The sequence below is a fragment of the Methylobacillus sp. MM3 genome, from assembly GCF_001645185.1.
GTDB lineage: Bacteria > Pseudomonadota > Gammaproteobacteria > Burkholderiales > Methylophilaceae > MM2.
Genome location: NZ_LXTQ01000040.1, coordinates 172646 through 197783 on the forward strand (window position 1 = coordinate 172646; position 25138 = coordinate 197783).

29 protein-coding genes are annotated in these 25138 nt (G+C 58.9%); 9 read left to right on the forward strand and 20 right to left on the reverse strand.

The features are described 5' to 3' along the window. Positions 1–44: 44 nt before the first annotated feature. Both mutY and A7976_RS11200 read left to right on the forward strand, forming a co-directional pair. A complete protein-coding gene (mutY, locus tag A7976_RS11195; protein ID WP_067112047.1) occupies positions 45–1079 on the forward strand; it encodes an A/G-specific adenine glycosylase in 1035 nt (344 codons plus the stop codon). 78 nt (positions 1080–1157) lie between these two features. Beyond that, positions 1158–1376, forward strand: a complete 219-nt coding sequence (locus tag A7976_RS11200; RefSeq protein WP_067111629.1) for a hypothetical protein — start codon at positions 1158–1160, stop codon at positions 1374–1376. Between the two features lie 61 nt (positions 1377–1437). Here A7976_RS11200 and fae read toward each other — a convergent pair whose 3' ends face one another. From fae to A7976_RS11215, 3 genes are all read right to left on the reverse strand, one after another. Then, on the reverse strand, positions 1438–1992 hold the full coding sequence (gene fae / locus A7976_RS11205) for a formaldehyde-activating enzyme (RefSeq protein WP_067111632.1): 555 nt from the start codon (positions 1990–1992) through the stop codon (positions 1438–1440). Between the two features lie 64 nt (positions 1993–2056). Then, positions 2057–2485, reverse strand: a complete 429-nt coding sequence (locus tag A7976_RS11210; RefSeq protein WP_067111635.1) for a GNAT family N-acetyltransferase — start codon at positions 2483–2485, stop codon at positions 2057–2059. After that, on the reverse strand, positions 2482–2694 hold the full coding sequence (locus A7976_RS11215; protein WP_067111639.1) for a hypothetical protein: 213 nt from the start codon (positions 2692–2694) through the stop codon (positions 2482–2484). The genes A7976_RS11210 and A7976_RS11215 overlap by 4 nt, the downstream gene beginning before the upstream one ends. A gap of 81 nt (positions 2695–2775) precedes the next feature. Between A7976_RS11215 and A7976_RS11220 the strand changes: the two genes are divergently transcribed. Then, the gene (locus A7976_RS11220) at positions 2776–3150 is read left to right on the forward strand and encodes a DoxX family protein (protein WP_067111642.1); all 375 of its coding nucleotides are present in this window, start codon (positions 2776–2778) and stop codon (positions 3148–3150) included. 85 nt (positions 3151–3235) lie between these two features. Here A7976_RS11220 and A7976_RS11225 read toward each other — a convergent pair whose 3' ends face one another. The 4 genes from A7976_RS11225 to A7976_RS11240 are packed head-to-tail and all read right to left on the reverse strand — an operon-like array spanning position 3236 to position 6153. Further along, positions 3236–3856, reverse strand: coding sequence for a flavin prenyltransferase UbiX (locus A7976_RS11225; protein WP_067111645.1), 621 nt, complete (start codon positions 3854–3856; stop codon positions 3236–3238). After that, a complete protein-coding gene (ispH, locus tag A7976_RS11230) occupies positions 3853–4782 on the reverse strand; it encodes a 4-hydroxy-3-methylbut-2-enyl diphosphate reductase (protein ID WP_067111646.1) in 930 nt (309 codons plus the stop codon). Before ispH ends, A7976_RS11225 begins: the two co-directional genes overlap by 4 nt. 16 nt (positions 4783–4798) lie before the next feature. Continuing rightward, positions 4799–5710: a CobD/CbiB family protein gene (locus tag A7976_RS11235; RefSeq protein ID WP_067111650.1), complete on the reverse strand. Its 912-nt coding sequence runs from the start codon at positions 5708–5710 to the stop codon at positions 4799–4801. Further along, positions 5707–6153 (reverse strand): GyrI-like domain-containing protein, encoded by a 447-nt coding sequence (locus A7976_RS11240; RefSeq protein ID WP_082878104.1) that lies wholly within the window; start codon positions 6151–6153, stop codon positions 5707–5709. Before A7976_RS11240 ends, A7976_RS11235 begins: the two co-directional genes overlap by 4 nt. A gap of 179 nt (positions 6154–6332) precedes the next feature. Here A7976_RS11240 and purU point away from each other — a divergent pair, with 179 nt between their 5' ends. Continuing rightward, a complete protein-coding gene (gene purU / locus A7976_RS11245) occupies positions 6333–7187 on the forward strand; it encodes a formyltetrahydrofolate deformylase (protein ID WP_067112050.1) in 855 nt (284 codons plus the stop codon). A gap of 84 nt (positions 7188–7271) precedes the next feature. Here purU and A7976_RS15195 read toward each other — a convergent pair whose 3' ends face one another. The 10 genes from A7976_RS15195 to gshA all read right to left on the reverse strand — a co-directional run bounded on the left by A7976_RS15195 (position 7272) and on the right by gshA (position 14534). Further along, entirely contained in the window at positions 7272–7427 is a 156-nt protein-coding gene (locus A7976_RS15195; RefSeq protein ID WP_165601737.1) for a hypothetical protein, read from the reverse strand. A 126-nt stretch (positions 7428–7553) separates the two neighbouring features. Then, positions 7554–8801 carry a diaminopimelate decarboxylase gene (gene lysA, locus A7976_RS11250; protein WP_067111657.1) on the reverse strand — a complete coding sequence of 416 codons (1248 nt, stop codon included), beginning with the start codon at positions 8799–8801 and terminating at the stop codon, positions 7554–7556. Then, entirely contained in the window at positions 8798–8905 is a 108-nt protein-coding gene (locus tag A7976_RS14875; protein ID WP_082878105.1) for a lipoprotein, read from the reverse strand. The genes lysA and A7976_RS14875 overlap by 4 nt, the downstream gene beginning before the upstream one ends. A gap of 33 nt (positions 8906–8938) precedes the next feature. Next, the gene (locus A7976_RS11255) at positions 8939–9517 is read right to left on the reverse strand and encodes a hypothetical protein (protein WP_067111660.1); all 579 of its coding nucleotides are present in this window, start codon (positions 9515–9517) and stop codon (positions 8939–8941) included. Positions 9518–9570: 53 nt separating this feature from the next. Beyond that, on the reverse strand, positions 9571–10317 hold the full coding sequence (locus A7976_RS11260; protein WP_067111663.1) for a surface-adhesin E family protein: 747 nt from the start codon (positions 10315–10317) through the stop codon (positions 9571–9573). Further along, positions 10314–10856: a Gx transporter family protein gene (locus A7976_RS11265; RefSeq protein ID WP_067111666.1), complete on the reverse strand. Its 543-nt coding sequence runs from the start codon at positions 10854–10856 to the stop codon at positions 10314–10316. Before A7976_RS11265 ends, A7976_RS11260 begins: the two co-directional genes overlap by 4 nt. Further along, on the reverse strand, positions 10837–11220 hold the full coding sequence (locus A7976_RS11270) for a NusG domain II-containing protein (RefSeq protein ID WP_067111669.1): 384 nt from the start codon (positions 11218–11220) through the stop codon (positions 10837–10839). Before A7976_RS11270 ends, A7976_RS11265 begins: the two co-directional genes overlap by 20 nt. Next, the gene (locus tag A7976_RS11275) at positions 11195–12262 is read right to left on the reverse strand and encodes an FAD:protein FMN transferase (RefSeq protein WP_205633504.1); all 1068 of its coding nucleotides are present in this window, start codon (positions 12260–12262) and stop codon (positions 11195–11197) included. The genes A7976_RS11270 and A7976_RS11275 overlap by 26 nt, the downstream gene beginning before the upstream one ends. Before the next feature lie 42 nt (positions 12263–12304). After that, on the reverse strand, positions 12305–13240 hold the full coding sequence (gshB, locus tag A7976_RS11280; RefSeq protein WP_067111672.1) for a glutathione synthase: 936 nt from the start codon (positions 13238–13240) through the stop codon (positions 12305–12307). 7 nt (positions 13241–13247) lie between these two features. Continuing rightward, positions 13248–14534: a glutamate--cysteine ligase gene (gshA, locus tag A7976_RS11285; protein ID WP_067112056.1), complete on the reverse strand. Its 1287-nt coding sequence runs from the start codon at positions 14532–14534 to the stop codon at positions 13248–13250. 280 nt (positions 14535–14814) lie between these two features. Between gshA and A7976_RS11290 the strand changes: the two genes are divergently transcribed. Then, positions 14815–15306, forward strand: coding sequence for a GNAT family N-acetyltransferase (locus tag A7976_RS11290; RefSeq protein WP_205633505.1), 492 nt, complete (start codon positions 14815–14817; stop codon positions 15304–15306). 115 nt (positions 15307–15421) lie between these two features. Here the strand turns inward: A7976_RS11290 and A7976_RS11295 are convergent, their stop codons facing one another. From A7976_RS11295 to A7976_RS11305, 3 genes are all read right to left on the reverse strand, one after another. Continuing rightward, on the reverse strand, positions 15422–16936 hold the full coding sequence (locus tag A7976_RS11295) for an ammonium transporter (protein WP_067111675.1): 1515 nt from the start codon (positions 16934–16936) through the stop codon (positions 15422–15424). A 12-nt stretch (positions 16937–16948) separates the two neighbouring features. Then, positions 16949–17287, reverse strand: coding sequence for a P-II family nitrogen regulator (gene glnK, locus A7976_RS11300; RefSeq protein WP_067111678.1), 339 nt, complete (start codon positions 17285–17287; stop codon positions 16949–16951). 77 nt (positions 17288–17364) lie between these two features. Beyond that, a complete protein-coding gene (locus A7976_RS11305) occupies positions 17365–18159 on the reverse strand; it encodes a TorF family putative porin (RefSeq protein WP_067111681.1) in 795 nt (264 codons plus the stop codon). Positions 18160–18399: 240 nt separating this feature from the next. On the opposite strand from A7976_RS11305, the gene A7976_RS11310 reads away from it, so the two are divergent. The 4 genes from A7976_RS11310 (at position 18400) to metH (ending at position 25103) form a co-directional block, all read left to right on the forward strand. Then, positions 18400–18639, forward strand: a complete 240-nt coding sequence (locus A7976_RS11310) for an accessory factor UbiK family protein (RefSeq protein ID WP_067111685.1) — start codon at positions 18400–18402, stop codon at positions 18637–18639. A gap of 12 nt (positions 18640–18651) precedes the next feature. Then, positions 18652–20145 carry a YifB family Mg chelatase-like AAA ATPase gene (locus A7976_RS11315; protein WP_067111687.1) on the forward strand — a complete coding sequence of 498 codons (1494 nt, stop codon included), beginning with the start codon at positions 18652–18654 and terminating at the stop codon, positions 20143–20145. A gap of 4 nt (positions 20146–20149) precedes the next feature. Next, positions 20150–21184 (forward strand): VIT1/CCC1 transporter family protein, encoded by a 1035-nt coding sequence (locus A7976_RS11320; protein WP_240483862.1) that lies wholly within the window; start codon positions 20150–20152, stop codon positions 21182–21184. 124 nt (positions 21185–21308) lie between these two features. Beyond that, positions 21309–25103: a methionine synthase gene (gene metH / locus A7976_RS11325; protein ID WP_067111695.1), complete on the forward strand. Its 3795-nt coding sequence runs from the start codon at positions 21309–21311 to the stop codon at positions 25101–25103. Positions 25104–25138: the final 35 nt, after the last annotated feature.

The following is a 25138-nucleotide window of genomic DNA, read 5'->3' on the forward strand; positions in this document are numbered from 1 at the left end:
GGAAAACCAATTTACTCCTGCGCATGACCGATTTCCATCATCCCATGAATGATTTCGCCCAGCACCTGATCGCCTGGCAAAAGACGCACGGCCGTCACGATTTGCCTTGGCAGAACACGCGCGACCCGTATGCGATCTGGGTGTCTGAAATCATGTTGCAGCAGACCCAGGTCTCCGCCGTCATCCCCTATTACCAGCGTTTCATGGCGCGTTTTCCGGATATCGCCGCGCTTGCCGGGGCAAGCGAAGATCATGTGCTGGAACACTGGAGCGGCCTCGGTTATTACTCCCGCGCCCGTAATCTGCACGCTGCGGCGAAGCAGATCATGAGCCAGCATGAGGGCCGCTTTCCGCAGCAGGTCGAACTTATCGAAGCATTGCCCGGCATCGGACGTTCCACTGCCGCCGCGATTGCCTCGTTTGCTTTCGGCCAGCGCCACGCCATCCTCGACGGCAACGTGAAGCGCGTGCTCGCGCGCTGTTTCGGCATCGATGGCTGGCCCGGCCAGCCGAGTGTGGAAAAGCGCATGTGGACGTTGGCCGAGACCCTGCTGCCGGAAGAAGGCATGGAGGCCTATACGCAAGGCATCATGGATCTGGGCGCGACGCTGTGCTCACGCAGCAAACCAGCCTGTCCGGCGTGCCCTTATGTCGATGCCTGTGTTGCGCATGCCGAAGGCCGCGTGGCAGAACTGCCGACTCCAAAGCCCCGCAAAACGATTCCGGAAAAAAAGACGGTCATGTTGCTGCTGCTTTCGGGAAACGAAATTCTGCTGGAAAAGCGGCCGCCCACCGGTATCTGGGGCGGGCTTTGGAGCCTGCCAGAAATCGACGCGGAAGCCGATGCGCTGAAAGCCGTGCGTGAACGTTTCGGTTTGGAAGCTCCAGCCCTGCTTGCTCCCATGACGCCGTTTTTGCATACCTTCAGCCATTTCCGGCTGGAAATCATTCCGCAGCCGGTGCATGTGAGCAAGTCCTTGCACGCCGAAGAAAACGGCCGGCTCTGGCTGGACAGGGAGGAGGCGCTGGGTGCTGCGCTGCCTGCACCGGTACGCAAATTGCTGGAAAAACTCGCATGATAAAAACCACTTAATTTTGTCGAGAAATCGGTGTAGAGTTGTCTCATCGTCGAACGTATTTAACGATGGAGTTTTGCCATGGACAACAAATACGGTTTAGGCAGTGCCAAGGTCGCGCATGTGCATCACGATGCCAAGCATGGCACTTCGACGGCTCCTGCTATGGCCTGTCATAATTGCGGCAGCGACCGCTTGATCCTGTGCCCGACGCTGAACGATCATTTCTGCAAGGACTGCGGCCAGTATCAGGGCGACGTGCCGGCCGGTTATTCAACGGGTCGCAGCGCAGATTACTAGTTTGATTTTCGTACAATAAAAAGGGCAGCCCTGGCTGCCCTTTTGCATTTCCGGAGACCGATTACTTCTGGTCCCAGCTGTCTTCCCACATGCAGTGCTTGATGGTGTGACGGTTCTTGATCAGCTCTTCAATGGAGGGTTCATCGTTCAGCGCGCGCTTGATCGCCAGCTTGGTGGCTTCGTAGTTGTTCTTGTACATGTCGGCCTTGTCCAGCTTGCCTTCCTTCGCCAGCGCAGCGCAGCCCGGATCGATCCAGACCAGGCTGACAATGCACAGGTCGTTGACCTGGTCGCGCGGGATGATGCCTTCGATCACGCAATCCAGAATGGCATCCGCGGTTGCTGCCTGAACCACGCCGCCGAACAGTTCGATATTGATGGAGTCCTTCAGCGTGACTTTCGGCACCATCATGGTCGCGGGGCGCACCAGCTGGTTGATGTCGCGCACGGCGAACATCGCGGTGTGGCCCTTGCTCTGCGCCATCATGTTGGCGAATGCGGTACCGACCGGGCCGTCGACGGCGCCGATGAGGATTTCCGGCATGGCGGCGGTGACGTCCTTGCCTTCGCTGAAAATGGTGGCTTCGCCAGCCTTGAAGATGATCTTGTTGGACATGATTGTTCCTTGGGAAGGGTTTCGAAAATGGCGTATTTTATAGAAACGCACCTTGCCCGGCAAATCAAGCGCTTAGCGCCAACACCATATCGCGGTGCGGAATGCCGGCATCGTCATATATCTCGCTGCAGACCCGAAAACCGGCTTGTTCGTAGAAGGGGATCGCATGGGTCTGGGCGGAAAGGCTGACTTCGGGTAGCCCTTGTGCGCGGGCCAAGGCAACCAGCGTTTCCAGCATGGTCCGGCCTACGCCGCTGCCGCGCCATTCCGGCAACACCGCCATGCGGCCGATCTTGCCTTGCGGCAGCAAACGCGCGCAGCCTATCGGCCGGTTTGCGTCATCGCTGGCTAATACATGAACGGCATTTTCATCCAGCCCGTCCCATTCCAATGCTTCGGGCACGGACTGTTCCTCGATGAACACGCGGCGGCGTATTTCCGCCAGCGCCGCGCCGGCACTGAGCCAATCGACGGCAATAACGGAAAAACTCACTCGCTTTGCTTGCTGCTGTCTTGGGTTTGCCGATCGATGTCCTGCAACTGCTGGTCGGCCTGCCGTTGCAAGGTGTTTTCGACACCCTTGGCCTTGTCCATCGCATTGCGCTGGCTTTCGAACAGCTTGGGCGGAGGCGGTTGTTCTTCCCTGTCGCAGGCGGACAGCAGCAAACCGCAGAGCGCCGCCAGAAGTAGTGTAAGTCGCATTTCAGTCTCCTTTTCGGCTATTGCAGGGGCCGGGTTAAGCGTGCATTATGTCCCGTCTTTTTGTTTTACGAGGAACGATGCATGGACAAGTATATTCCCGTTGCGGCGCGCCTGCTGCTGGCGCAGCTGTTTGTCGTGGCGACCGTCATCCAGTTGATGGTGTTTATGAATAATCCGGGCGGCTACGAACAATTCCGCGTGCAACTGGGCATGCTGGGGTTACCGGGCATTTTTGCCCCGTTGATGATACTGGTTCAACTGGTCGGCGGCGTGGCGTTGCTGCTGGGTTTCAAGACGCGCCTTTTTGCTTTCGTGATGGCGGCTTATTCGGTTTTCATGGCGTTCGCGCTTGGCATGAGCGTCATGCAATGGCTGGCCGTGGCTGGCGGTCTGCTGGCACTGGCTGCGTTGTCTCCAACCGCATGCAGCCTGGATAACCTGCTAAAGAAGAAATAATCTTGTAGCGCAGGCATCCTCGCCTGCAATAAACCGATCAGACTGAGGAGATGCAGGCGAGGACGCTTGCGCTACGAGTAGGGAATCAGAGATTGGGCAGCGCAATGCTGCCCCATTTCTCGACCAGTTGGTGCTCTACGCCCAACTGGTCGAGGATTTTGGCCACGATGAAATCCACGATGTCTTCCACGCTCTTGGGCATGTGATAAAAACCGGGGTTGGGCACCAGCATGACCGCACCCATGCGCGACAACTTGAGCATGTTTTCCAGGTGAATCGCGGAGAATGGCGTTTCGCGCGGCACCAGGATCAGCTTGCGGCCTTCCTTCAACATCACATCCGCCGCACGTTCGATCAGGTTATCGCTGAGTCCGGTGGCAATCGCCGCCAATGCGCCCATGGTGCATGGACACACCACCATCGCATCCGCCGCGCCGGTGCCGGACGCGATCGGCGCGTTCCAGTCTTCGCGTGCGAAGACCAGCAGTTGTTCCGGGCGGCAGCGGTAACGCTCGACCAGCATGCGGTGCGCTTCCGAAGTTTTGGCCGGAAGGTTCAGTCCCATTTCCTGCGCGGCGACGAACTGCGCTGCCTGGGAGTAAACGAGATAAACGGTATGTCCCGCGCTGAGCAGCGACTCGAGCAGCCGCATCGCATACGGCATGCCGGAAGCGCCGGTCAGCGCGAGGGTGATGGTTTTGCTCATCCGTGGGAGGTCAGGTTTTTGGGCAGCGGGAAGACGACGCTTTCGACAATGCCGTTGAGTTCGTTCACTTCTTCAGCGCCCAGAGACTTCAGCTTGGCAATGACTTCCTTCACCAGCACTTCCGGCGCGGATGCGCCCGCGGTGACGCCGACGCGTCTCTTGCCGACGAGCCACTCCTGCTGCAGATGACTGGCGTTATCCACCATGTAGGCCTCGACGCCGTTGTTTTGTGCCACTTCGCGCAGGCGATTGGAATTCGAACTGTTGGGCGAGCCGACGACGATGACCAGATCGCATTCCTTGGCCATCATCTTCACCGCATCCTGCCGGTTTTGCGTGGCGTAGCAGATATCGTCGCTCTTGGGCGCGACGATATCGGGAAAGCGCTGCTTGAGTGCGGCAATGACGCGGGCAGCATCGTCCAGCGATAGCGTCGTCTGCGTGACAAAGGCCAGCTTGTGCGGATCCTTGACCACCAGGCTTTCCACGTCTTCCGGCGTTTCGACGAGATACATGCCTTCCTTGGACTGCCCCATGGTGCCTTCCACTTCGGGGTGGCCGCGATGGCCGATCATCACGATTTCGCGATCCTTTTCGCGCAGCTTGCTGACCTCGACGTGCACCTTGGTGACCAGCGGGCAGGTTGCATCGAACACGCGCAGCCCGCGTGCCTCGGCCTCGGCACGCACATCCTTGGAAACGCCGTGCGCGCTGAAGATCACAGTGTTGCCGGCAGGAATTTCGTCCAGCTCTTCAACGAATACCGCCCCCTTGCGCTTGAGTTCGTCGACTACAAACTTGTTGTGCACGACTTCGTGACGTACATAGATGGGTGCGCCGAAGCGCTCCAGCGCCTGTTCGACGATGATGATGGCGCGGTCTACGCCGGCACAGAAACCGCGCGGATTTGCGAGTACGACTTTCATAAATATAAGTTCTGTATCAATTCCCCAACCAGTGGGCAAAGGTAAGTAAAAGCAAAAGTCCCATCATGACGACGAGTACGCGCCAGACGAGGCCGGTCGCGCTTTGCAGGTAGTCGGCATCGGCATCGTCGCCCATGCCCAGTTCGGGGCGGTATTCGAGCACGCCCTGGGCCGGCAGTGTTTCGCCCAGCCGTACGCCGAGCGCTCCCGCGCCGCTGGCAAGGATAATGCCTTGCGCCTCGTTGGGCCAGGCAGCCGCCTGCGTGCGCCAGCAATATACGGCATCCTCGAAATCGCCGACGACGGCAAAGCTCGCGGCGGTGAAGCGCGCCGGCAGCCAGTCCAGCCAGTCGAAGGCCTGCAATGGAAAATCGCCGAAGCCGTCATGTTTGTCAGCCCATTCCACTTTCACCAGATAGGCCAAACGGTAAAGTAGCGCACCGGCCGGACCGAGCAGGAAAAACCAGAAGATCGGCGCGAACAGGTCGTAGTGCGCATGCCTGAGCGTGGACTCGATGCCGACCTTGGCTATATGCGCCGCATCGTAGGTATGTGCATCGCCGCCTTGCCACTCCTCCAGCAGCGTGCGTGCTTCATCCAGCTTGTTTTCGCGCAGCTTGCTGGATATCCGTTCCGGCATGTGGCCAAACCGTCCGACACGCAACACGAAATAAAGAATCGCCACCGAAAGTAGCGCGCCAAGTACGGTATTGGCTCGATAAAGCGCGATGTAAGCGACGCCGACGATAATTACCGGCAATAGTACTGCGACAATCCACGCCAGCATGCCGTGCTGCTTGCGGCCGTCGTTGAAGTTCTGCTCGAGCCATGCCGCATACGGCCGGTAAATATTGCGCAACCAGTCCGGTTGAGACTCCGGCCTGTAATAACCCAGTACGAGTGCGGCGAGCAGCGAGAGGAAACTCATGGATTGGTCTCCAGGGGCATTTCCACGATAAGTACACTGGCATCGTAAAGCTCAACCGTAGGCAAGTGCAAGGTCATGTTGTGCTGCCCGGTGTAATCCAGCAACGCGCTGTAAGCCTTGCCGTAGGCAAACACCGGATGCGCCGTAATGCGGGCGGATACAACCTTGCGCTTGGGCAGGATGGCGGTTTTCAGCGGTTCCTTTGGCGTGACGTCTTCGCCGATGATGAAGCCGGTACGTGCGCGGAGTTTGTCGCGCTCCGTTGCTCTCGGGTCATCGAATATGATCGCAATTGCGCTGCCGGGTTCCACGCCTTGCTCGCGCAGCTGCTTGTCGACCTCGCCGCGTTTCGAGGCCAGCTTGGAATATGGCCCTTCTGCCTCCAGATAGGCATAGCGATAAGGCCCGCGTTCGATAACGTCGATCTTTGCCGATGAAAACATGCCCCACCACGCCAGAACCCCCAGTAAAGGGAGTGCGAAGGCTATCAAAAAGCTTAACCAGGATTTCTTCAAGTGTCTGTACAAATTCGGGAATCAGGCCGGAAAAGATACCACAATCCGCCCAGCACAGGACACGAAATCGGTATAATTGCCCGCTTTCGCAGCAGTGCCAGAGAATGATGAAACATACCGCCACGCTACTGATCAATTGTCCGGATCGCAAAGGTCTGGTCGCCGCAATTGCCGACTTCCTGTATCGGCACGACGCCAATATCCTTCACGCCGACCAGCACCAGGATAGCGAACTCAACCTGTTCCTAATGCGCGTAGAGTGGGATCTCAACGGTTTCGGCCTGCCGGTTGAGGACTTCGAAAAACATTTCGCGCCGATCGCCGAGCGTTTCCAGATGCAATGGCAGCTCAAGCTGGCAACGCAGAAGCCAAAGATGGCGATTTTCGTGTCGCAGTATGACCATTGCCTCGCCGATCTGCTCTATCGCCATCAAAGCGGCGAGTTGGCCTGCGACATCCCGCTGATCATCAGCAACCACCCGGATACCGCGCGTCTGGCCGAGTTCTACCAGATTCCGTTCCATGTCATTCCGGTGACCAAGGACACCAAGGGGCAGGCCGAAGCACAGCAGTTCGAGCTGCTGGACAAGCACAATATCGATCTCATCGTGTTGGCGCGCTACATGCAGGTGCTGTCACCCGATTTCGTTGCACGTTACCCAAAGCGCGTTATCAATATCCATCACTCGTTCCTGCCGGCATTCGTGGGCGCCAAGCCGTATCACCGTGCGTATGAGCGCGGCGTGAAGCTGATCGGCGCGACCAGCCATTACGTGACGGAAGTATTGGACGAAGGTCCGATCATCGAGCAGGACATTGCTCGCGTGTCGCATCGTGACCAACTGGAAGATCTGATCCAGAAGGGGCGGGACCTGGAAAAGGTGGTGCTGTCGCGTGCCGTGCGCTGGCACATCGAAAACCGGATTCTGCTGTATGCGAACAAGACGGTTATTTTCGATTGATGATGCCTGGCTTCGCCATTCGCGAGCATAAAAAAAGCGGAAGCAGCAGCTTCCGCTTTTTTTATGCAATTACCGAGCTGTCGATCAGCTTGCTTCGCCAGCGTCGGAAGCCGGGTCAGTCATCGGGGGAAGCTCTACCGAACTGTCGTCTGCCGGAATCTCAGGCAGATCTTCAGCGTAAACCAGGGATGCGGCGGTCAATGCAAATAAAGCGAGCCAGGCAAGCAATACTTTCTTCATTTCTTCCTCCCGTATGATGGTTTTGATTATCCGCGGGCTTTCCGCGAACCGCTAATCTACCCCTAACCAGCAAGCTCTACAATCCCCCTCAATTTTATGCGGGTAAAGAAGAAGCGAAGCCGAAAATCAACTCGGCAGCACCTTTTCCGTCGCAAACAATTGCTGCACGATTTCGCGCTCGCGCACGAGATGCACCTTGCCGCCGTCCACCATTACTTCGGCCACACGCGGACGCGTGTTGTAGTTGGAGCTCATGCTCATGCCGTACGCGCCTGCCGACAGGATCGCGAGGAGGTCGCCCTGCCGGAGGGCGAGCGAACGGTCGTGACCGAGAAAATCTCCGCTTTCGCACACCGGGCCGACAACTTCATACACCTGCGCGGATTCTTCTCGTGTTTTCACCGGCAGAATGTCGTGCCAGGCGTCATAAAGCGCGGGGCGCATCAGGTCGTTCATCGCCGCATCGACGATGGCGAAGTTCCTGGTTTCGCCGTGCTTGAGGTATTCCACCGTGGTCAGCAGCAGGCCGGCATTGCCGACCAGCGCGCGGCCGGGTTCCATCACCAGCTTGAACTTGCGGCCGGTGAGCTTGGCGCGAATGGCTTGCGCGTAAGCGGAAAACTCGGGAGGTGTTTCGTCCGTGTAGCGGATGCCGATGCCGCCGCCGATATCGAGATGGTGAATTTTGATCCCGGCTGATTCGATCTGGTCCATCAGCGCCAACACGCGATCCAGCGCGTCGAGGAAGGGCGACAATTCGGTTAGTTGCGAGCCGATATGGCAGTCGATGCCATGCACGGAAATATTCGGCATGGTGGCGGCGCGCTTGTACAGCGTCAGCGCCTCTTCATAGGCCACGCCGAACTTGTTGTTCTTGAGGCCGGTGGAAATGTAAGGATGGGTCTTGGCATCCACGTTGGGATTCACGCGCAACGACACCGGCGCCTTTTTGCCCATCTCGCCCGCAACGATGTTGAGGCGTTCCAATTCGGCTTCGGATTCCACATTGAAGCAGAAAATGCCGGCCTCCAGTGCCTGGCGCATTTCCGCCGCCGTCTTGCCCACGCCCGAGAACACCACTTTGCCTGGATCGCCGCCTGCCGCCAGCACGCGCGCCAGCTCGCCGCCGGACACGATGTCGAAACCGGCGCCCAGCTTCGCGAAAAGATTCAGGATCGCCAGGTTAGGGTTGGCCTTGACCGCATAGCACACCAAGTGGTCGTGTCCGGCAAAGCCGGCGGCAAAATTGCGGAAGGCCTCGGTCAGCGCCGCGCGCGAATAGACATAGCAGGGCGTGCCGAATTCCGCTGCGATTTCCGACAAAGGCACATCTTCGGCGCAGAGCTCGCCGTTTTTAGTTTCAAAAGGGGTCACGGGTTACCTTGGGGATACTGTTGTTCGGGGATGTAAAGCGGGCCTTTGGAACCGCAGGCGGTCAGCGTCAGGCTCAGCACGATACACAGCAGGATTGCGCGCATGGCATTCAGTCCAAAGCGATTATTTTAACACGGCTATTTGTCTGGCTTGCCTGCATGAGCTTCGGTGATTGCTTGTGTCATGGCATGGCTCAGCGGCGTGAATTCATAGCTGAAAACGATGCTTGTATGTTGTGCAAAGTCTTCGAGTACGTCTATCGGTTCCGAGCTGACGGGTTTTTCTCTCTCACGTGCGGCTCTGAGAGCGGCAAAGCGCTCGGATTCAAGAAAAGTCTTGGCGTCTTCGCCGGTGACCTGAACATCCAGGTTGTGAGCGAGTCGGTTGCGTATTCTGTTTAACTGCCTTATCCCTGGGAGGATGTCAGTCATGTCGGGGTTGGTAGCGTCGAGCAGGGCGGTTTTCTGCACGAATGAAAGTCGTGCCTGATTCAAATCACCCAGTCTTGAATTGGTGTTGGTGATGTACTCCGTCATGTAGTGTTCTACGAACAAGTGTGCACGCAGAATGCGACCGATCAGGTCGATGTTCTGGTTCCATTTTCTCTGGATTTCGTCGAGTTCCTTGTCTGCGGCAGTGTAAAAAGCTTCGGCGCCTCCCATCAGTTCGATGGCTCGCGAGGTTATTTGCGTTTGATCGATCTCGGACAATTCCATGGGTTACCTCGTATGAATGCGAGAAGGAGAGCTCTAAAGGCGAGCGGTCATCATTAATACAATTGCTCTATGATTTGCGGCATCGGCAAAGGTTGCCTTGGCACTGGCGCCGCGTTGGGATCCGGCGGCGTTTTTCCCGGCTGGGCCGCGGTATTCGGAGAGGTCGTGATCGGTGCGGTATTCGGATCGGGAGGCGTCTTGCCCGGTACAGGCACGGTGCTCTGTGCCGGGCTGGCCGGAATTGTCGCGCTGCCGGAAGGCGAAGTCGGTGGCACGGCTGCAGGGCTTGCGCCTGTGCCGGAAACGGCCGGTTTTTCCTGAACGGTTGGTGTTCTCCTCGCTGCCGAAAGCTCTGCTTCCGCGGCTCTTTGTTCCGTCTTGATACGCGCTTCTTCCTGCTTGCGCCAGACCATCGGGCACAGCTTCTGCTCAAAGGCATCCCCCACCGTGTCGGGGATGATGGGTGCGGCTTCGGATTCGTCCTTGGCGATATATTCGACGGTATCTCCAGACGTGGCGTAATACAGATAGCTGATCAGCTTGGCAGTGTGCTCGGCGCAGTCGATGCGTTCGCGCAGTAGGCCGGAAGCGACTTCCTTGCCGTTGATCACTTGCGGGGCGGCGAACACGACCTTTTTCCAGTAGGTGATCTGGTCTTCCTTGATCGTCAGTTTGCTGCGGTCATAAAAGTATTGATCGACCGCGCCGACCTTGCCGAGAGGCGCCCAGTCTGCTGCTAATGCCTGAGTGCTGACCGGCAGTACTGCAAGGCCTAGAAGAAAAGTGATCGCTAGCTTCATGTCTGTTTTTCCGATGAGGGAATCTTGGCATTATCGCGCAGTAAACGCGCGGCGATAAGTCCGTTGATGGCGCCGAAAATCAAGGCAGCGGCGGCGAAGATCGGGATCAGGTAAGCGACGCCGGCATGCGGAATCAGCCACAGCCGCACTACCAGCAGCTGCCCGGCAATGTGCGCGAACGCGGCCAGTATGCTGAGGCCGACAGGTCCGAACCACTGTCGCGGCAGGAGCATGCCAACGCGTAGGATCAGCAGGCTGCATAGCGCGCCCGAGAGGCTGAGCGCAAAAGCCGGGGAAAGAAAGTTGCCGAGCAGCAGGCTGCCGGCGACGACGCGCAGCAGCGAAACCCAGGCGGCGGTGGCGAAATCGAAGCGGTAGAGCACGTAGAGCGTGACGATATTGGCGATGCCGGGTTTGACGCCGGGCAAAGGCGAAGGAATCACCGCCTCGATCAGGTGCAGCGTGATCGCCAGTGCCGCCAGGCGCGCGATGCGATGATCGTCGGGGGTGGTGGTAATTTCAATAGTTGAGCGAGTCATAGGCTTTCTCACCGCCCAGCAGTTCCAGGCTGACCTGGTTGGGCAGGCACATCGCGACTTGCCCGGCGCGCGTCAGCCAGCCCTGTTTCACGCAATATTGGTGGCGGCCGGGGTCGGCTGCGACGCGCGCGCGGCCATTGTCGATTTCGATGCGGCTGATGCCCAGCGGGCCGGGCACTTCCAGCGTGCGTTTCTGTGTCAGGCTGAGCGTGGCGAAGACCTGATCTCCGGCACGAATGCGCAGTTTGCCGGCCGGCTCACTCTGCCATAACGTGACAAACAGCATGGCTACCGCGGCGCACCCGATGGCGAGTATCAGCCAGTCGCCCGGCAGCGGGCTAGGGAAGGACTTCCAGCGCGACATTTTTATCGGTGAATTTCAGGCGCTGCCGCATCGCGGCGGTGAGATGAATCTTGCCTTGCGCGTCGATCAGCATGGCGTGCTCGACGCCCATGCGTTGCGCGGCTGCGCGCCAACCGTCGCCGGACAGGAAAATGGGCTTGGATGCCACGTCGGAGAGCGTCCCGGCACGTGTGCCCGGCGGCACGAGTATGCTGACTTCCCGCACACCTTGCGCCGGATGACCGGTGCGCGGATCGAGGATATGGCAATAACGTTGGCCGTCCAGCTCGAAGTAGCGCTGGTAATCGCCGGAAGTGCCGATGGCCCAACCGTCCGGCAATTCAAGTGTCGCGATGGGGCCGGGTTGGCGTGGATGCTGGATACCAACGCGCCAGGGGCGGTTGCCGTGGCTGCCGATGGCTATAATATTGCCGCCGATATTGACGAGCGCGCCTTTCACACCTTGTTTGCGCAGATAATCTGCCGCCAGGTCGAGTGACCAGCCTTTTGCATAGCCGCCGAGGTCGAGTCGTACCGCCGGGTTGCGACTGCTGGCCATGCCTTTTTCAAGGGCGATATCGGTCATTTGGGGGTTGGCTGCGACCCAATTGCGGATTTCTGCCGGATCGGGGTACACGGGCTTGAACTCTTCGCCCTGAAATCCCCAGGTCTGGATGAGATGCCCGATGGCGGGGTTGAACAGCCCGCCGGACTGCTGCGCCAGCCGCGTTGCATCGCTCAGGATGCCGGCAAGCTCAGGGGAAATCGAAACTGATTGGCCCGCTGCGAATGCGGTATTCAGCCGATCGAGTTCGCTGCCCGATTTCCAGGCGTGCAACTGGTCGTGGAGGCGCTGGAATTCCTGCAGAACGTGATTAGAAAGTACGCGCGCACGGTCATCGGACTCACCGTAAATGGTGATGTCCACCAGCGTACCAAAGACATAGGACTGGGATTGATGCATGGCCTCGCGGCCGCAGCCTGCGAGCATGAGCGCCCAGATCAGCATGAAAATCTTGAACCACGGAGCGCACGGAGAACACAGGGATTTCATATCACGCATGTCGTGCCTTGATTCTCTCCGTGGCCTCGGTGTGCTCCGTGGTTAAACGCTTTTTTCAAGCGCGTCCACGAAGACCACCGCCGGATTGCAATCGGTCTGCGCGGCGATTTCGACCATGCCGGTGGGGCTGGTGACGTTGATCTCGGTGAGATGGTCGCCGATGACATCCAGACCAACCAGGAACAGGCCTTCCTTCTTCAGTTCGACGCCCACGGCGATCGCGATTTCGCGGTCGTGTGCGGAAAGCGGTTGCGCCACGCCCTTACCGCCGGCTGCCAGGTTGCCCCGTGTTTCGCCGGCTTTGGGGATGCGTGCCAGTGCGTAGGGCAGCGGTTCGCCATCGATGATGAGGATGCGCTTGTCGCCGGCCTTGATTTCCGGCAGGTAGCGTTGCGCCATCACGGTGCGCCGTTCGTAATGCGTGATGGTTTCGAGGATGACGCCGATATTGTGGTCCTGGCGATGCAGGCGGAACACGCCGCTGCCGCCCATGCCGTCCAGCGGCTTGACTACGATGTCGCCTTCGTCTTCCAGAAACTGGCGGATTGCGGCAATGTGCCGGGTGACGAGGAAGGGCGGAGCAAATTGCGGGAAGCGCGCCACCGAGAGCTTTTCGTTCCAGTCGCGGATGGAGCGCGGACGATTGAGCACGCGTGCGCCCTGGTTTTCTGCCAGCTCCAGCAGGTAGGTGCTGTAGATGTATTCGGTATCGAAAGGAGGATCCTTGCGCATCAGCAGTGCGTCGAAATCCGTCGGCGAATGGAGCGTTTTTTCGCCCAGCGAGAACCATTCCTGTCCGTCGCTGAAACGGAATTCGGCGGCCTGAATCAGCGCGGTTCCGTTCCGCAAAACCAGGTCATCCTGCTCCGCGACGAACAACGCATGTCCACGCGCAGCCGCCTCGCGCATGATCGCCAGGCTGGTGTCCTTGGCAGTCTTCAGGCTATCGAGCGGGTCGAGTATGAATGCGAATTTCATCGGTGAATCAGGCAGCGAGTTCGAGCGGAGCCGTTTCTTCCAGTTCGATGGCGGCGGCCAGCAAGGCCAGTCGCGCAATCACGCCATAGGCATAGAAACGGTTGGGCGCCGCATCCGGCTTGCCGGCGCAATCGGGCAGCGAGCAGGCGGTGTCGAACGCCAGCGGCACGAAATGCATGCCAGGCGCATTGAGGTTTTCGTCGATGCCGCGGCCGGTATGTACGCGATAGAAACCGCCCAGCACATAGTGATCCATCATGTAGACCACTGGCTCGGCGACGGCTTCGTTGATGCTCTCGAAGGTATACACGCCTTCCTGGATGATGACCTCCTGCACCTGCAGGCCTTCTTTTACTACCGACATCTTGTTGCGCTGCTTGCGGTTGAGGCCGCGCACGTCATCCGGGCTTTTCACGGTCATGATGCCCATGCCATAAGTACCGGCGTCGGCCTTCACGATGACGAAAGGATCCTGCTCGACGCCGTATTCGCGATATTTTGCGCCCATGCGCGACAGCAGATCGGAAACCTGCGATGCCAGGCAATCCTCGCCAATGCGCTCATGAAAATTGATCATGCCGCAGCTGGCGAACATCGGGTCAACCAGCCAGGGGTCGATGCCGATCAGTTCGGCAAAATCGCGTGCGACGCGTGCATACGCCGCGAAATGGCGCGATTTGCGGCGTACTGCCCAGCCTGCATGCAGCGGCGGGATCAGTGACTGTTCGAGCCCCTGCAGAATGTCCGGGATGCCGGCGGAAAGGTCGTTATTCAGCAGGATTGCGCACGGATCGAAGCCATCCAGCACCAGGCGGTTGCCGACGCGTTTGACAGGCTCCAGCACCAGTTCGCCGCCATGTGGCAGTGGCAGGCGAGTGACCTCGGTGATTTCCGGCGAAATGCTGCCGATACGTACCGTCAGCCCTGCCTGACGCAGGATATTGGTGAGTGCCGCGACGTTTTGCAGATAGAAGGTGTTGCGCGTGTGGTTCTCCGGTACCAGCATGAAGCGCTGGGCTTCCGGGCACACCTTTTCCACCGCCGACATCGCCGCTTGCACGCTGAGCGGCAGGAAATCTGGACTCAGATTGTTGAAGCCGCCGGGGAACAGGTTGGTATCGACCGGCGCCAGCTTGAAGCCGGCGTTGCGCAAATCGACCGACGCATAAAACGGCGTGCCATGTTCCAGCCACTGCGTGCGCAGCCAGTATTCGATGCGCGGCATCGCGTCCAGGATGCGTTGTTCAAGTTCAAGAAGGGGGCCGTTGAGAGCGGTAGTGAGATGAGGGACCATAGTCTTGCGATTGTAGCGCAAAAAAAATGCGGGCCGAGGCCCGCAGAGGGAGGAGAAGGAGAAATAAAAACCGAACATGGAAGATGCAGCAGTTTTCAGTTTTTATTTAGCATGTAGCATGCCAGATATGAATTTTGATATTTATCAGTGTGTTATGAGGAGGCAGTCTTGTGCGGGGAAATGTTTTGCACGAGTTTGATGCGTTGCGCACCAAAAAAGTATGAGGATTGCGGTACCTGAGCATGTTTTTAACTGTTTTCTTCTATGAAACAATGCGGCCATGAGCGAAAAATACATCGAAAAACAAACAGACATCACATTGCGGGCGGCGGTCACGGAAGACGTGCCGCAACTTGTCGAGTTGCTTGAAGTGTTATTCGGTATCGAGCAGGATTTTCATGCCGATCCGGAAAAGCAGTCGCAGGGATTGCAACACTTGATTTCGGAGTCCGAACGCGGTGTTGTCATGACGGCGCGCGACGGCTCGGGAAAAATCATCGGCATGGTCAGTGCGCAGCTGGTTGTTTCGACCGCCGAGGGCGCGTATTCCGCATGGGTCGAAGATATGGTGATAGACGAAGCGTGGCGCGCCAGGGGCGTTGGCAGAAAGCTGCTGGAATCGGCGCTGGCCTGGGCCAGGTCGCGCGGAGCGACACGTGCGCAGTTGCTGGTCGATCTGGATAATGCGCCGGCGCTTGGATATTACGATCATCTAGGATGGCAGGCGACTCGTTTGGGCGCGCGTCGGCTACTCTTGAAAGGCGACGCTTAACGGAGTCGAGGCTGATCACTCGATACGCATCAGCCTCCTTTTCGCATTCCGCAAGCCAATAAAAAAGCGGGCACTTTCGTGCCCGCTTTTTTTGTTGCTTTTACTGCGTCAATGCTTAGTAGTTGTAAGCACGTTCGCCGTGGTCGGTCGTGTCCAGACCTTCGCGTTCCGCTTCTTCGGTGACGCGCAGGCCGATCACGATGTCGACGATCTTGAAGGCGATGAAAGCCACGACAGCGGACCAGACGATGGAGGTGCCGACAGCCCAGCCTTGGGCGATCAGTTGCGCGCCCATGTCGAACTCGGCAGGGGCGTTGGCAACGTAGTCGTACCAGCTGGTACCGCCCAGCGCGGGGCTGGCAAACACGCCGGTTGCCATCGCGCCGAAGATACCGCCGATCGCATGCACGCCGAACACGTCGAGTGCATCGTCATAGCCCAGCATGTATTTCACCTTGGCTACGAAGTAGTAGCACAGCGGGGACACCAGCAGACCGATCACGATCGCGCCCATCGGGCCGACGAAACCGCAGGCCGGGGTGATTGCCACCAGGCCGGCAACGGCACCGGAAGCGGCACCCAGCATGGAAGGCTTGCTCTTGCCGAACCATTCGACCAGAACCCAGGACATCGTTGCAGCACCGGTAGCCAGCATGGTGTTCAGGAACACCATTGCGGTCAGGCCGTTGGCTTCCAGGTTGGAACCGGCATTGAAGCCGAACCAGCCCACCCACAGCATGGCAGCGCCGACCATGGTCAGGGTCATGCTGTGCGGATGCAGCGCTTCCTTGCCGTAGCCGAGGCGTTTGCCCAGCATCAGCGCGCCCACCAGGCCGGCGATACCGGCATTGATGTGCACCACGGTACCGCCTGCAAAGTCGAGCGCACCCTTCTGGAACAGCCAGCCGGCGGTAGCACCGGCAGCAGCACCGGCATCGGCAGAGGTGTAGGCGTCAGGACCTGCCCAGTACCAGACCATGTGTGCCAGCGGCAGATAGGAGAACGTGAACCACAGGATCATGAACAGCAGCACGGCGGAGAACTTGATGCGCTCGGCGAATGCGCCGATGATCAGCGCCGGGGTGATGGCAGCGAAGGTCAGCTGGAACACGACGTACACGTATTCCGGAATCACGACGCCCTTGCTCCAGGTGGCTGCCACGGATTCGGGTGTGATGCCGGACAGGAAGGCCTTGGAGAGACCGCCGAAGAAGGCGTTGCCCTCGGTGAAGGCGACACTGTAGCCATACAGCGCCCAGAGCACGCCCAGCAGCGAGAAGATCACGAAGACCTGCATCAGTACGGAAAGCATGTTCTTGGAACGCACCATGCCGCCGTAGAACAGTGCCAGGCCGGGGATGGTCATCAGCGTGACCAGTGCGGTGGCAATCAGCATCCAGGCGGTGTCGCCCTTATCGGGCGTCGGTGTGGCTGCGGCTTCGGCCGGTGCCGCTTCAGCAGGAGCAGCAGCCTCGGCAGGAGCAGCAACTTCAGCAGCGGGTGCGGCTTCAGCGGTCGCAGCGGGAGCTGCTTCCGGCATGGCTTCTTCGGCATGACCCAGGCCGGCAAAGCCGAGGGCGCCGAAGCTCAGTGCGCCAACCAAGGCGAACATCGAAAAAATACGCTTCATGGTGTTCTCCCCTTACAGCGCATCCGGACCGGTTTCGCCGGTGCGGATACGATAAACTTGTTCGAGATCGAAGATGAAAATCTTGCCGTCGCCGATTTTGCCGGTGCTGGCGGATTTTTCGATCGCTTCAATCACCTGGTCGAGCATATCGTCCTTGATGGCGGCTTCAAGCTTGACCTTGGGGAGGAAATCCACGACATATTCGGCACCGCGATACAGCTCGGTGTGCCCCTTTTGCCGACCAAAGCCCTTGACCTCGGTGACGGTGATGCCCTGAACGCCAATGGCGGAGAGGGCTTCACGCACTTCGTCAAGCTTGAAAGGCTTGATGATAGCGGTGACAAATTTCATTTAAGTCTCCTGTTATAGAGTAGTAATAAGGCGCGGACCGGGTTGCGCTTCCAGCCCGCTGCCGGGGTCCTGCTAAATTAGAACAGCTTCTGGACGAAGACGGTGAACTGCTCTTCGGTTTGTTCCTTGAGGGTCCAGGGGCCAAAGTCGGCGTCGTTATCGGTGTAGTAGCCGCCGACCTTGACACCGTTAGCCCAGGCCTTGGTCAGGCCGACCTTCCAGTCGTCGTAATCGTACTGGTCGTTGTCAACGCCACCGACGTCGCCGTCAAACTTGAATACGCCGTAATGAAGATTGACAGTGAGACCGGTTTCGCCGACCGGGATGTCGGCGTTGGCTTCGACGTAATAGGTGCCTTCGGCGTCATCGACGCCCCAGGCTTCATCGGAAACAACGTAAGACAGCTTGGTGTTGAACCACTTGTAGCTCAGGCCGCCATAAACTTCGGTGGCGTTGGTCTCGATGGCGCCATCTACATCGCTACCCGGATACAGGTATTGCAGAACACCGACGTTATAGCCGATGCCGGTTTCACCGATGGTGTTGGCATAGCCGCCGTACAGGTCCAGTTCCAGGCTGTTGGATTCTTGATAACCGCCATCTTCTGTCCAGTTGACATTGGATGCCCATGCGCCAGCATAGAAACCGCTGGCATGTGCGTAATCGATGCCGCCCTGCAGGGCCAGCTCTTCATCGGTTTGGGTCATGCCGCGCCAGATATACTGGCTGAACAGGCCGACGTTATAGGTCACGGTATGAGGAGATGCCGGCTCGGCTGCGGCAGGAGCTGCGGCTGCTTCTTCGGCAAGCGCCATGCCCGGAGTAACGAAACCTGCTCCCAGCAAGGCGACTAGTAGAATTGATTTACGCATGGTGCACCCTTTCAATGGAACGAATAAAAAGAAAACAAGCATGCGAATCGAAGCAACACTCGTGCCAGAAAATACACCCGACAACTCAGGCAGAACTGTCGCCTTGCGGTAACAGTGATTTTAATGAAAACTGAAAAACCTTTATATTTCAGTCCAGTATGGCGCACTGGAGTGGTGCGTTCGCGGCCATGGCCTACCCGAGGTTCTGGTAGACTAACCATGAAAACAGGAGAAAACAGCATGCTAAACAACAAAATAATCGATGAAATCGCCAGTAAAATCAGTCAGATGCTGGCCAGCTCGCCAGCAGCGGACATAGAGAAGAACCTGAATGCACTATTACGGGGCATATTCACCAAATTGGAGCTTGTGACCCGCGAGGAATTCGATATTCAGACCCAGGTACTCCAGCGCACTCGCGAGCAGCTCGATGCCCTGGAGAAAAGATTGGCCGAGATCGAGGCACAACAAAAACAATAATCGGGAATAGTTATGGGACTTGCCGTTTTATACAGCCGTGCCTTGTCCGGCATGGATGCGCCACTGGTGACGGTGGAAGTGCATCTGGCCAATGGATTACCCAGCTTTCAGATCGTAGGCCTGCCTGAGGCGGAAGTGAAGGAGAGCAAGGATCGCGTACGGGCGGCATTGCAAACCTCCCGGTTCGAATTTCCCGCGCGGCGCATTACGGTCAATCTTGCCCCGGCCGACCTGCCCAAGGAAAGCGGGCGTTTCGACTTGCCCATTGCTCTGGGAATCCTGGCAGCCTCGGGGCAGATCCCCGCCCAGCGCCTGGCCGAGTACGAGTTTGCGGGAGAGCTCGCATTGACCGGCGAGCTGCGACCGGTTCGTGGCGCATTGGCGATGACATACAAAGCCAGCCGGGACGGCCGCGCATTTGTCCTGCCCCAAAATAGTGCGCAGGAAGCGTTTTTGGTGAAGACGGCGACAGTGTATCCCGCGAAAAGCTTGCTGGAAGTCTGCGCGCACTTGGCCGGGCAAGGCGAGTTGATCCCATTTGCCGAGCTTCAGGCGACTGAGCAAGCGTCATATCCCGATCTGGCGGAAGTCAAAGGGCAATCGCAGCCCAAGCGCGTGCTCGAAATCGCTGCAGCTGGAAACCATTCGTTGTTGATGGCAGGGCCGCCCGGAACCGGCAAGTCGATGCTGGCCGCGCGTTTCCCCGGCATCCTGCCGGAAATGACGGAAGACGAGGCGCTGGAATCCGCGGCGATCCAGTCGCTAGGCGGAGGATTCAGGACGGAAAACTGGAAGCGCAGGCCTTTCCGCTCGCCGCATCACACGGCATCGGGCGTGGCTCTGGTGGGCGGCGGCGGGCACCCGCGTCCGGGCGAGATTTCGCTGGCGCATCATGGCGTGCTGTTTCTTGACGAGTTGCCCGAATTTTCACGCGCGGTGCTCGAAGTGCTGCGCGAGCCGCTGGAATCCGGGCATATCACGATCTCGCGCGCCGCGCGGCAGGCTGATTTTCCGGCCAAGTTCCAGTTGATTGCGGCGATGAATCCCTGTCCGTGCGGTTATCTCGGCCATCACAACAACAAGTGCCGTTGCACGCCGGACCAGATTGCACGCTATCGCGCCCGGATTTCCGGCCCGTTGCTGGACCGCATCGATTTGCACATCGAAGTACCGGCCTTGCGCGAGGACGAACTGATTTCTGCAGCATCCGGAGAAACCAGCGCGATGGTGCGGGGCCGGGTCCAGAAGGCGCGCGACATCCAGATGCAGCGTCAGGGAAAATCGAATGCACAGTTGGGCAGCCGGGAGGTGGATACCTTTTGTACACCTGACGATGCCGGTGCGGCCTTGTTGAAGCATGCGATCAGCCGCCTCAATCTCTCGGCGCGGGCTTACCATCGCATCCTCAAGGTTGCGCGCACGATTGCCGACCTGGCGGGCGGCGAGGCCATCAAGACCAGCCATATCGCCGAGGCGATCCAATACCGGCGGAACGAGGCCGGCTAAGGTGGTGCATGAACTGAAAAGCTGGAAAGAAGAAAAGCGCTCGGCTTATCTGTATCGCATTATTTCGGACCAGGAGAGTGGTACGCCGCGCCAGTTGCTGTTTCTTGAGCTCGCGAAAGAGGCGGATAGCCAATCCGGGCTGTGGGCCGTGGAGTTGCGCAAGGCAGGGCACCCGGTTCCGGAAAAGTACGCCCCCGATTTGCGCGTGCGCGTCGTTGCCTGGCTGACGCGCAGGCTGGGGCCGCGCAAGATCCGCCCGATTCTGGCGGCGATCAAGATACGTGGGTTGTCCGTTTACTCCTCGCGCCGTCTCGGCCATCCTGTGCCCCAAACCATCGAGGAGGTAGGCGCCAGCCATCAGGGCGGCGGTACTTCCGGCGGGCTGCGCGCGGCGGTGTTCGGCGTCAACGACGGGCTGGTGTCGATTGCCTGTCTGGTGATGGGGGTGGCGGGCGCATCCAGCGAGCACGGCGTGATTCTTCTGACCGGCGTCGCCGGCCTGCTGGCGGGAGCATTCTCGATGGCGGCGGGAGAATATGTATCCATGCGCTCCCAGCGTGAAATGTTCGAATACCAGATCGGGCTGGAGCGTGACGAGCTGGCGCAATATCCCAGCCAGGAAGCAGCCGAGCTGGCGCTGATTTATCGGGCGCGCGGCATGCATGCAGACGAAGCGAAGGTGCTGGCGGAACGCATGATTGCCGATCCGGAAATGGGGCTGGATACCTTGGCGCGCGAAGAACTGGGCCTGAATCCCGACGAACTGGGTTCGCCCTGGGTGGCGGCATTTTCATCGTTTTTCTCGTTTGTCGCAGGCGGCACGATTCCGCTGCTGCCCTATCTGCTGGATATTCAGCGCCACCCTCTGCTGGTGGCGGTGGTGCTGACTGGCGGAGCGCTATTCATTGTAGGCGCCGTGCTGTCGCTGTTTACCGGTCGCGGTGCGCTTTGGGGCGGACTGCGCATGCTGGCCATCGGCGGTTCCGCCGGCCTCGTCACCTACCTGATCGGCGACTGGATGGGTGCCGTCCTGACATAACCCGAACCGTGTTCTTGTGGACGGCAAGAGTGCCTCAATACCGCAAGTATTCTATAATTAAACAGTTAAGCCCGAGCCGGCTCGCTTTGCCAACGAAGCCGGTTGTTTTCTTTTCAAGAATCCAATGAAACAGGACGCCATTTTGCCCCACGCCATTTCCCCGACCGAAGCCCGTTTGCGCGAGATATTGTCTCGCCGCATCATGATCCTGGATGGCGCGATGGGGACGATGATCCAGCAATACAAATTGACAGAACAGGATTATCGCGGCGAACGTTTCAAGGACTTCGCGGCACCCGCCGGCGAGCGCGAACTGTTCGTCAAGGGCAACAACGAGCTGCTGACGCTGACGCAACCGCATGTTATCCAGGAAATCCACGAACAATACCTGGTCGCTGGTGCGGATATCGTCGAGACCAATACTTTCGGTGCGACCAAGGTGGCGCAGGACGATTACCACATGGCGCATCTCGTCTACGAGATGAACGTCGAGGCCGCCAGGCTGGCGCGTTCGGCGTGCGACAAATATTCGACGCCGGACAAGCCGCGCTTCGTCGCCGGCGCATTGGGGCCGACGCCCAAGACCGCGTCGATTTCGCCTGACGTCAACGATCCGGCGGCGCGTAATGTGACGTTCGATCAGCTGGTTGCGGCCTATCTGGAGCAAACGCGCGGGCTGGTGGAAGGCGGCGCCGATATCCTGATGGTCGAGACCATTTTCGATACGCTCAACTGCAAGGCGGCCTTGTTCGCTATCGACAGTTTCTTCGAGGAAACCGGCACGCGCCTGCCCATCATGATTTCCGGTACGGTGACCGATGCGTCGGGCCGTATCCTCTCGGGGCAGACGGTGTCTGCGTTCTGGAATTCCGTGCGTCACGCGCGGCCTCTGACCATCGGCCTCAACTGCGCGCTGGGCGCGACGCTGATGCGTCCGTACGCGGAAGAGCTGGCCAGGATCGCCGATACCTATGTCTGCATCTACCCGAATGCCGGTCTGCCTAACCCGATGTCCGACACCGGTTTCGACGAAAAGCCCCAGGATACGTCCTCGCTGCTGAGGGAGTTTGCCGAGAGCGGTTTCGTGAATATCGCCGGCGGCTGTTGCGGCACCACGCCGCCGCATATCCAGGCGATTGCCGAGGAAGTGCAGGGCATTGCGCCGCGCAGGATTCCGGATGTGCCGGTTGCCACGCGGCTTTCCGGACTGGAGCCTTTCGTCATCGACGACAGCTCGCTGTTCGTGAACGTCGGCGAACGCACCAACGTCACCGGCTCCAAGGCTTTCGCGCGCATGATACTCAACGGGCAGTACGAGGAAGCGCTCAGCGTCGCGCGGCAGCAGGTTGAGAACGGCGCGCAGGTGATCGATATCAACATGGACGAGGGCATGCTGGACGCGGTCGCCGCGATGACGCATTTCCTCAATCTCATCGCCTCCGAGCCGGACATCGCCCGCGTGCCGGTGATGATCGACTCTTCCAAGTGGACGGTGATCGAGGCCGGCCTCAAGTGCGTGCAAGGCAAATCCATCGTCAACTCGATCTCGATGAAGGAAGGCGAGGAGGAGTTCCTGCGTCAGGCCAAACTTTGCCGCCGCTACGGCGCCGCGGTGATCGTGATGGCTTTCGATGAAAAGGGCCAGGCCGATACCTTCGAACGCAAGACCGAAATCTGCAAGCGCGCCTATGACCTGCTGGTGGAGAAAGTCGATTTCCCTCCCGAGGACATCATCTTCGACCCCAATATTTTTGCGATTGCGACGGGCATCGAAGAACACAACAACTACGCGGTCGATTTCATCAATGCGACGCGCTGGATCAAGCAGAACCTGCCGTATGCGAAGATTTCCGGCGGCGTGTCCAATGTGAGTTTCAGCTTCCGCGGCAATGATCCTGCGCGCGAAGCCATCCACACCGTATTCCTCTATCACGCGATCCAGGCCGGCATGACCATGGGCATCGTCAACGCCGGCATGATGGGCGTTTATGATGACCTCGACTCCGAGTTGCGCGAGCGCGTCGAGGATGTGGTGCTGAACCGCCGCCCTGAGGCGACCGAACGCATGATCGAAATTGCCGGGACGCTCAAGGCAGGCGGCAAGAAAGAAGCTTCCATCCGGGAATGGCGCGGTACACCGGAAAACCCGGTGCCGGTCAACAAGCGTCTCGAGCACGCGATGGTGCACGGCATCACCGACTTTATCGTCGAGGACACCGAAGAGGCGCGTCAGCAGATCATGCAAGGCGGCGGCCGGCCGATCAACGTGATCGAAGGCCCGCTGATGGACGGCATGAATGTCGTCGGCGATTTGTTCGGTCAGGGCAAGATGTTCCTGCCGCAGGTAGTCAAGTCGGCGCGCGTGATGAAGCAGGCCGTGGCGCACCTGATCCCGTTCATCGAGGAAGAAAAACGCCTGGAGCAGGAGCGTACCGGCATCGTCGCCAAGCCCAAGGGCAAGGTCGTCATTGCGACGGTCAAGGGCGACGTGCATGACATCGGCAAGAACATCGTCTCGGTGGTGCTGCAGTGCAACAACTTCGAGGTGGTGAACATGGGCGTGATGGTGCCGGCGTCGGAAATCCTGGCGATGGCCAAAGCGGAGAACGCCGACATCATCGGTCTTTCCGGCCTGATCACGCCGTCGCTGGAAGAAATGGCGCACGTTGCCCGCGAAATGCAACGCGACCCGTATTTCAGCGGCGTGAAAATGCCCTTGCTGATTGGCGGCGCGACAACGTCGCGCGCGCATACTGCCGTCAAGATCGCGCCGCATTACGAAGGTCCGGTAATTTACGTGCCGGACGCTTCGCGCTCGGTATCGGTAATGCAGTCCCTGCTCACTCCTGAGCAGCGCGACGCCTACATTGCCGAAGTGGCAAACGATTACGACCGCGTGCGCACGCAGCATGCCGGCAAGAAAGGCATCCCGCTGCTGACATTGGCCGATGCGCGTGCCAACAAGATGAAAGTGGAATTTACCGGCCCGAGCGCGCCGGTAAAGCCAAAATTCATTGGTCGCCGGGTAATAGATAATTTCGATCTGGCGATGTTGGCCGAGTACATTGACTGGGGCCCGTTCTTCCAGACCTGGGATCTGGCGGGCGCCTATCCGGCCATCCTCGAAGACAAGATCGTCGGCGAAGCAGCGACCAAGCTATTGCAGGAAGGCCGCGCAATGCTGAAGAAGATCATCGACGGCCGTTGGCTGACTGCCAGCGGGGTGATCGCGCTCCTGCCGGCGAACAGCGTCAACGATGACGATATCGAGATTTATACCGACGAAACGCGCAGCGAAGTGGCCTTTACCTGGTACGGCATGCGCCAGCAGACGGTGAAACCGGTGATCGACGGCGTGCCGCGCCCGAACCAGTGCCTGGCCGATTTCATCGCGCCCAAAGCGTCGGGCGTCGGGGATTATATCGGCCTGTTCGCGGTGACCGCCGGGCTGGGCGTGGAGAAATACGAAAAGCGTTTCCTTGACGCGCACGACGATTACAACAGCATCCTGCTGAAATCGCTGGCCGATCGTCTCGCCGAGGCGTTTGCCGAGTATCTGCACGAACGGGTGCGCGTCGACCTGTGGGGCTATGCGCATGACGAAAAACTCAGCAACGTCGAGCTCATCAAGGAACAATATCACGGCATTCGCCCCGCGCCAGGTTACCCGGCTTGCCCGGACCATACGGTCAAGCCGGATATATTCAAGCTTTTGCGTCCCGAGGAGATCGGCATGAGCCTTACCGAATCGTTTGCGATGACGCCGGCCGCAGCGGTGTCGGGTTTTTATCTGGCGCATCCTGAATCCAGATACTTCAGCGTCGACAAGATCGGCGAAGACCAGTTGAACGATATGGCCGCGCGGCGCGGCTTGCCCAGGGAATATCTGGAACGCTGGCTGGCGCCCAACCTGTCTTGATGCGGTTTTGATGGCTGGCCGCTGGTAATCACAAT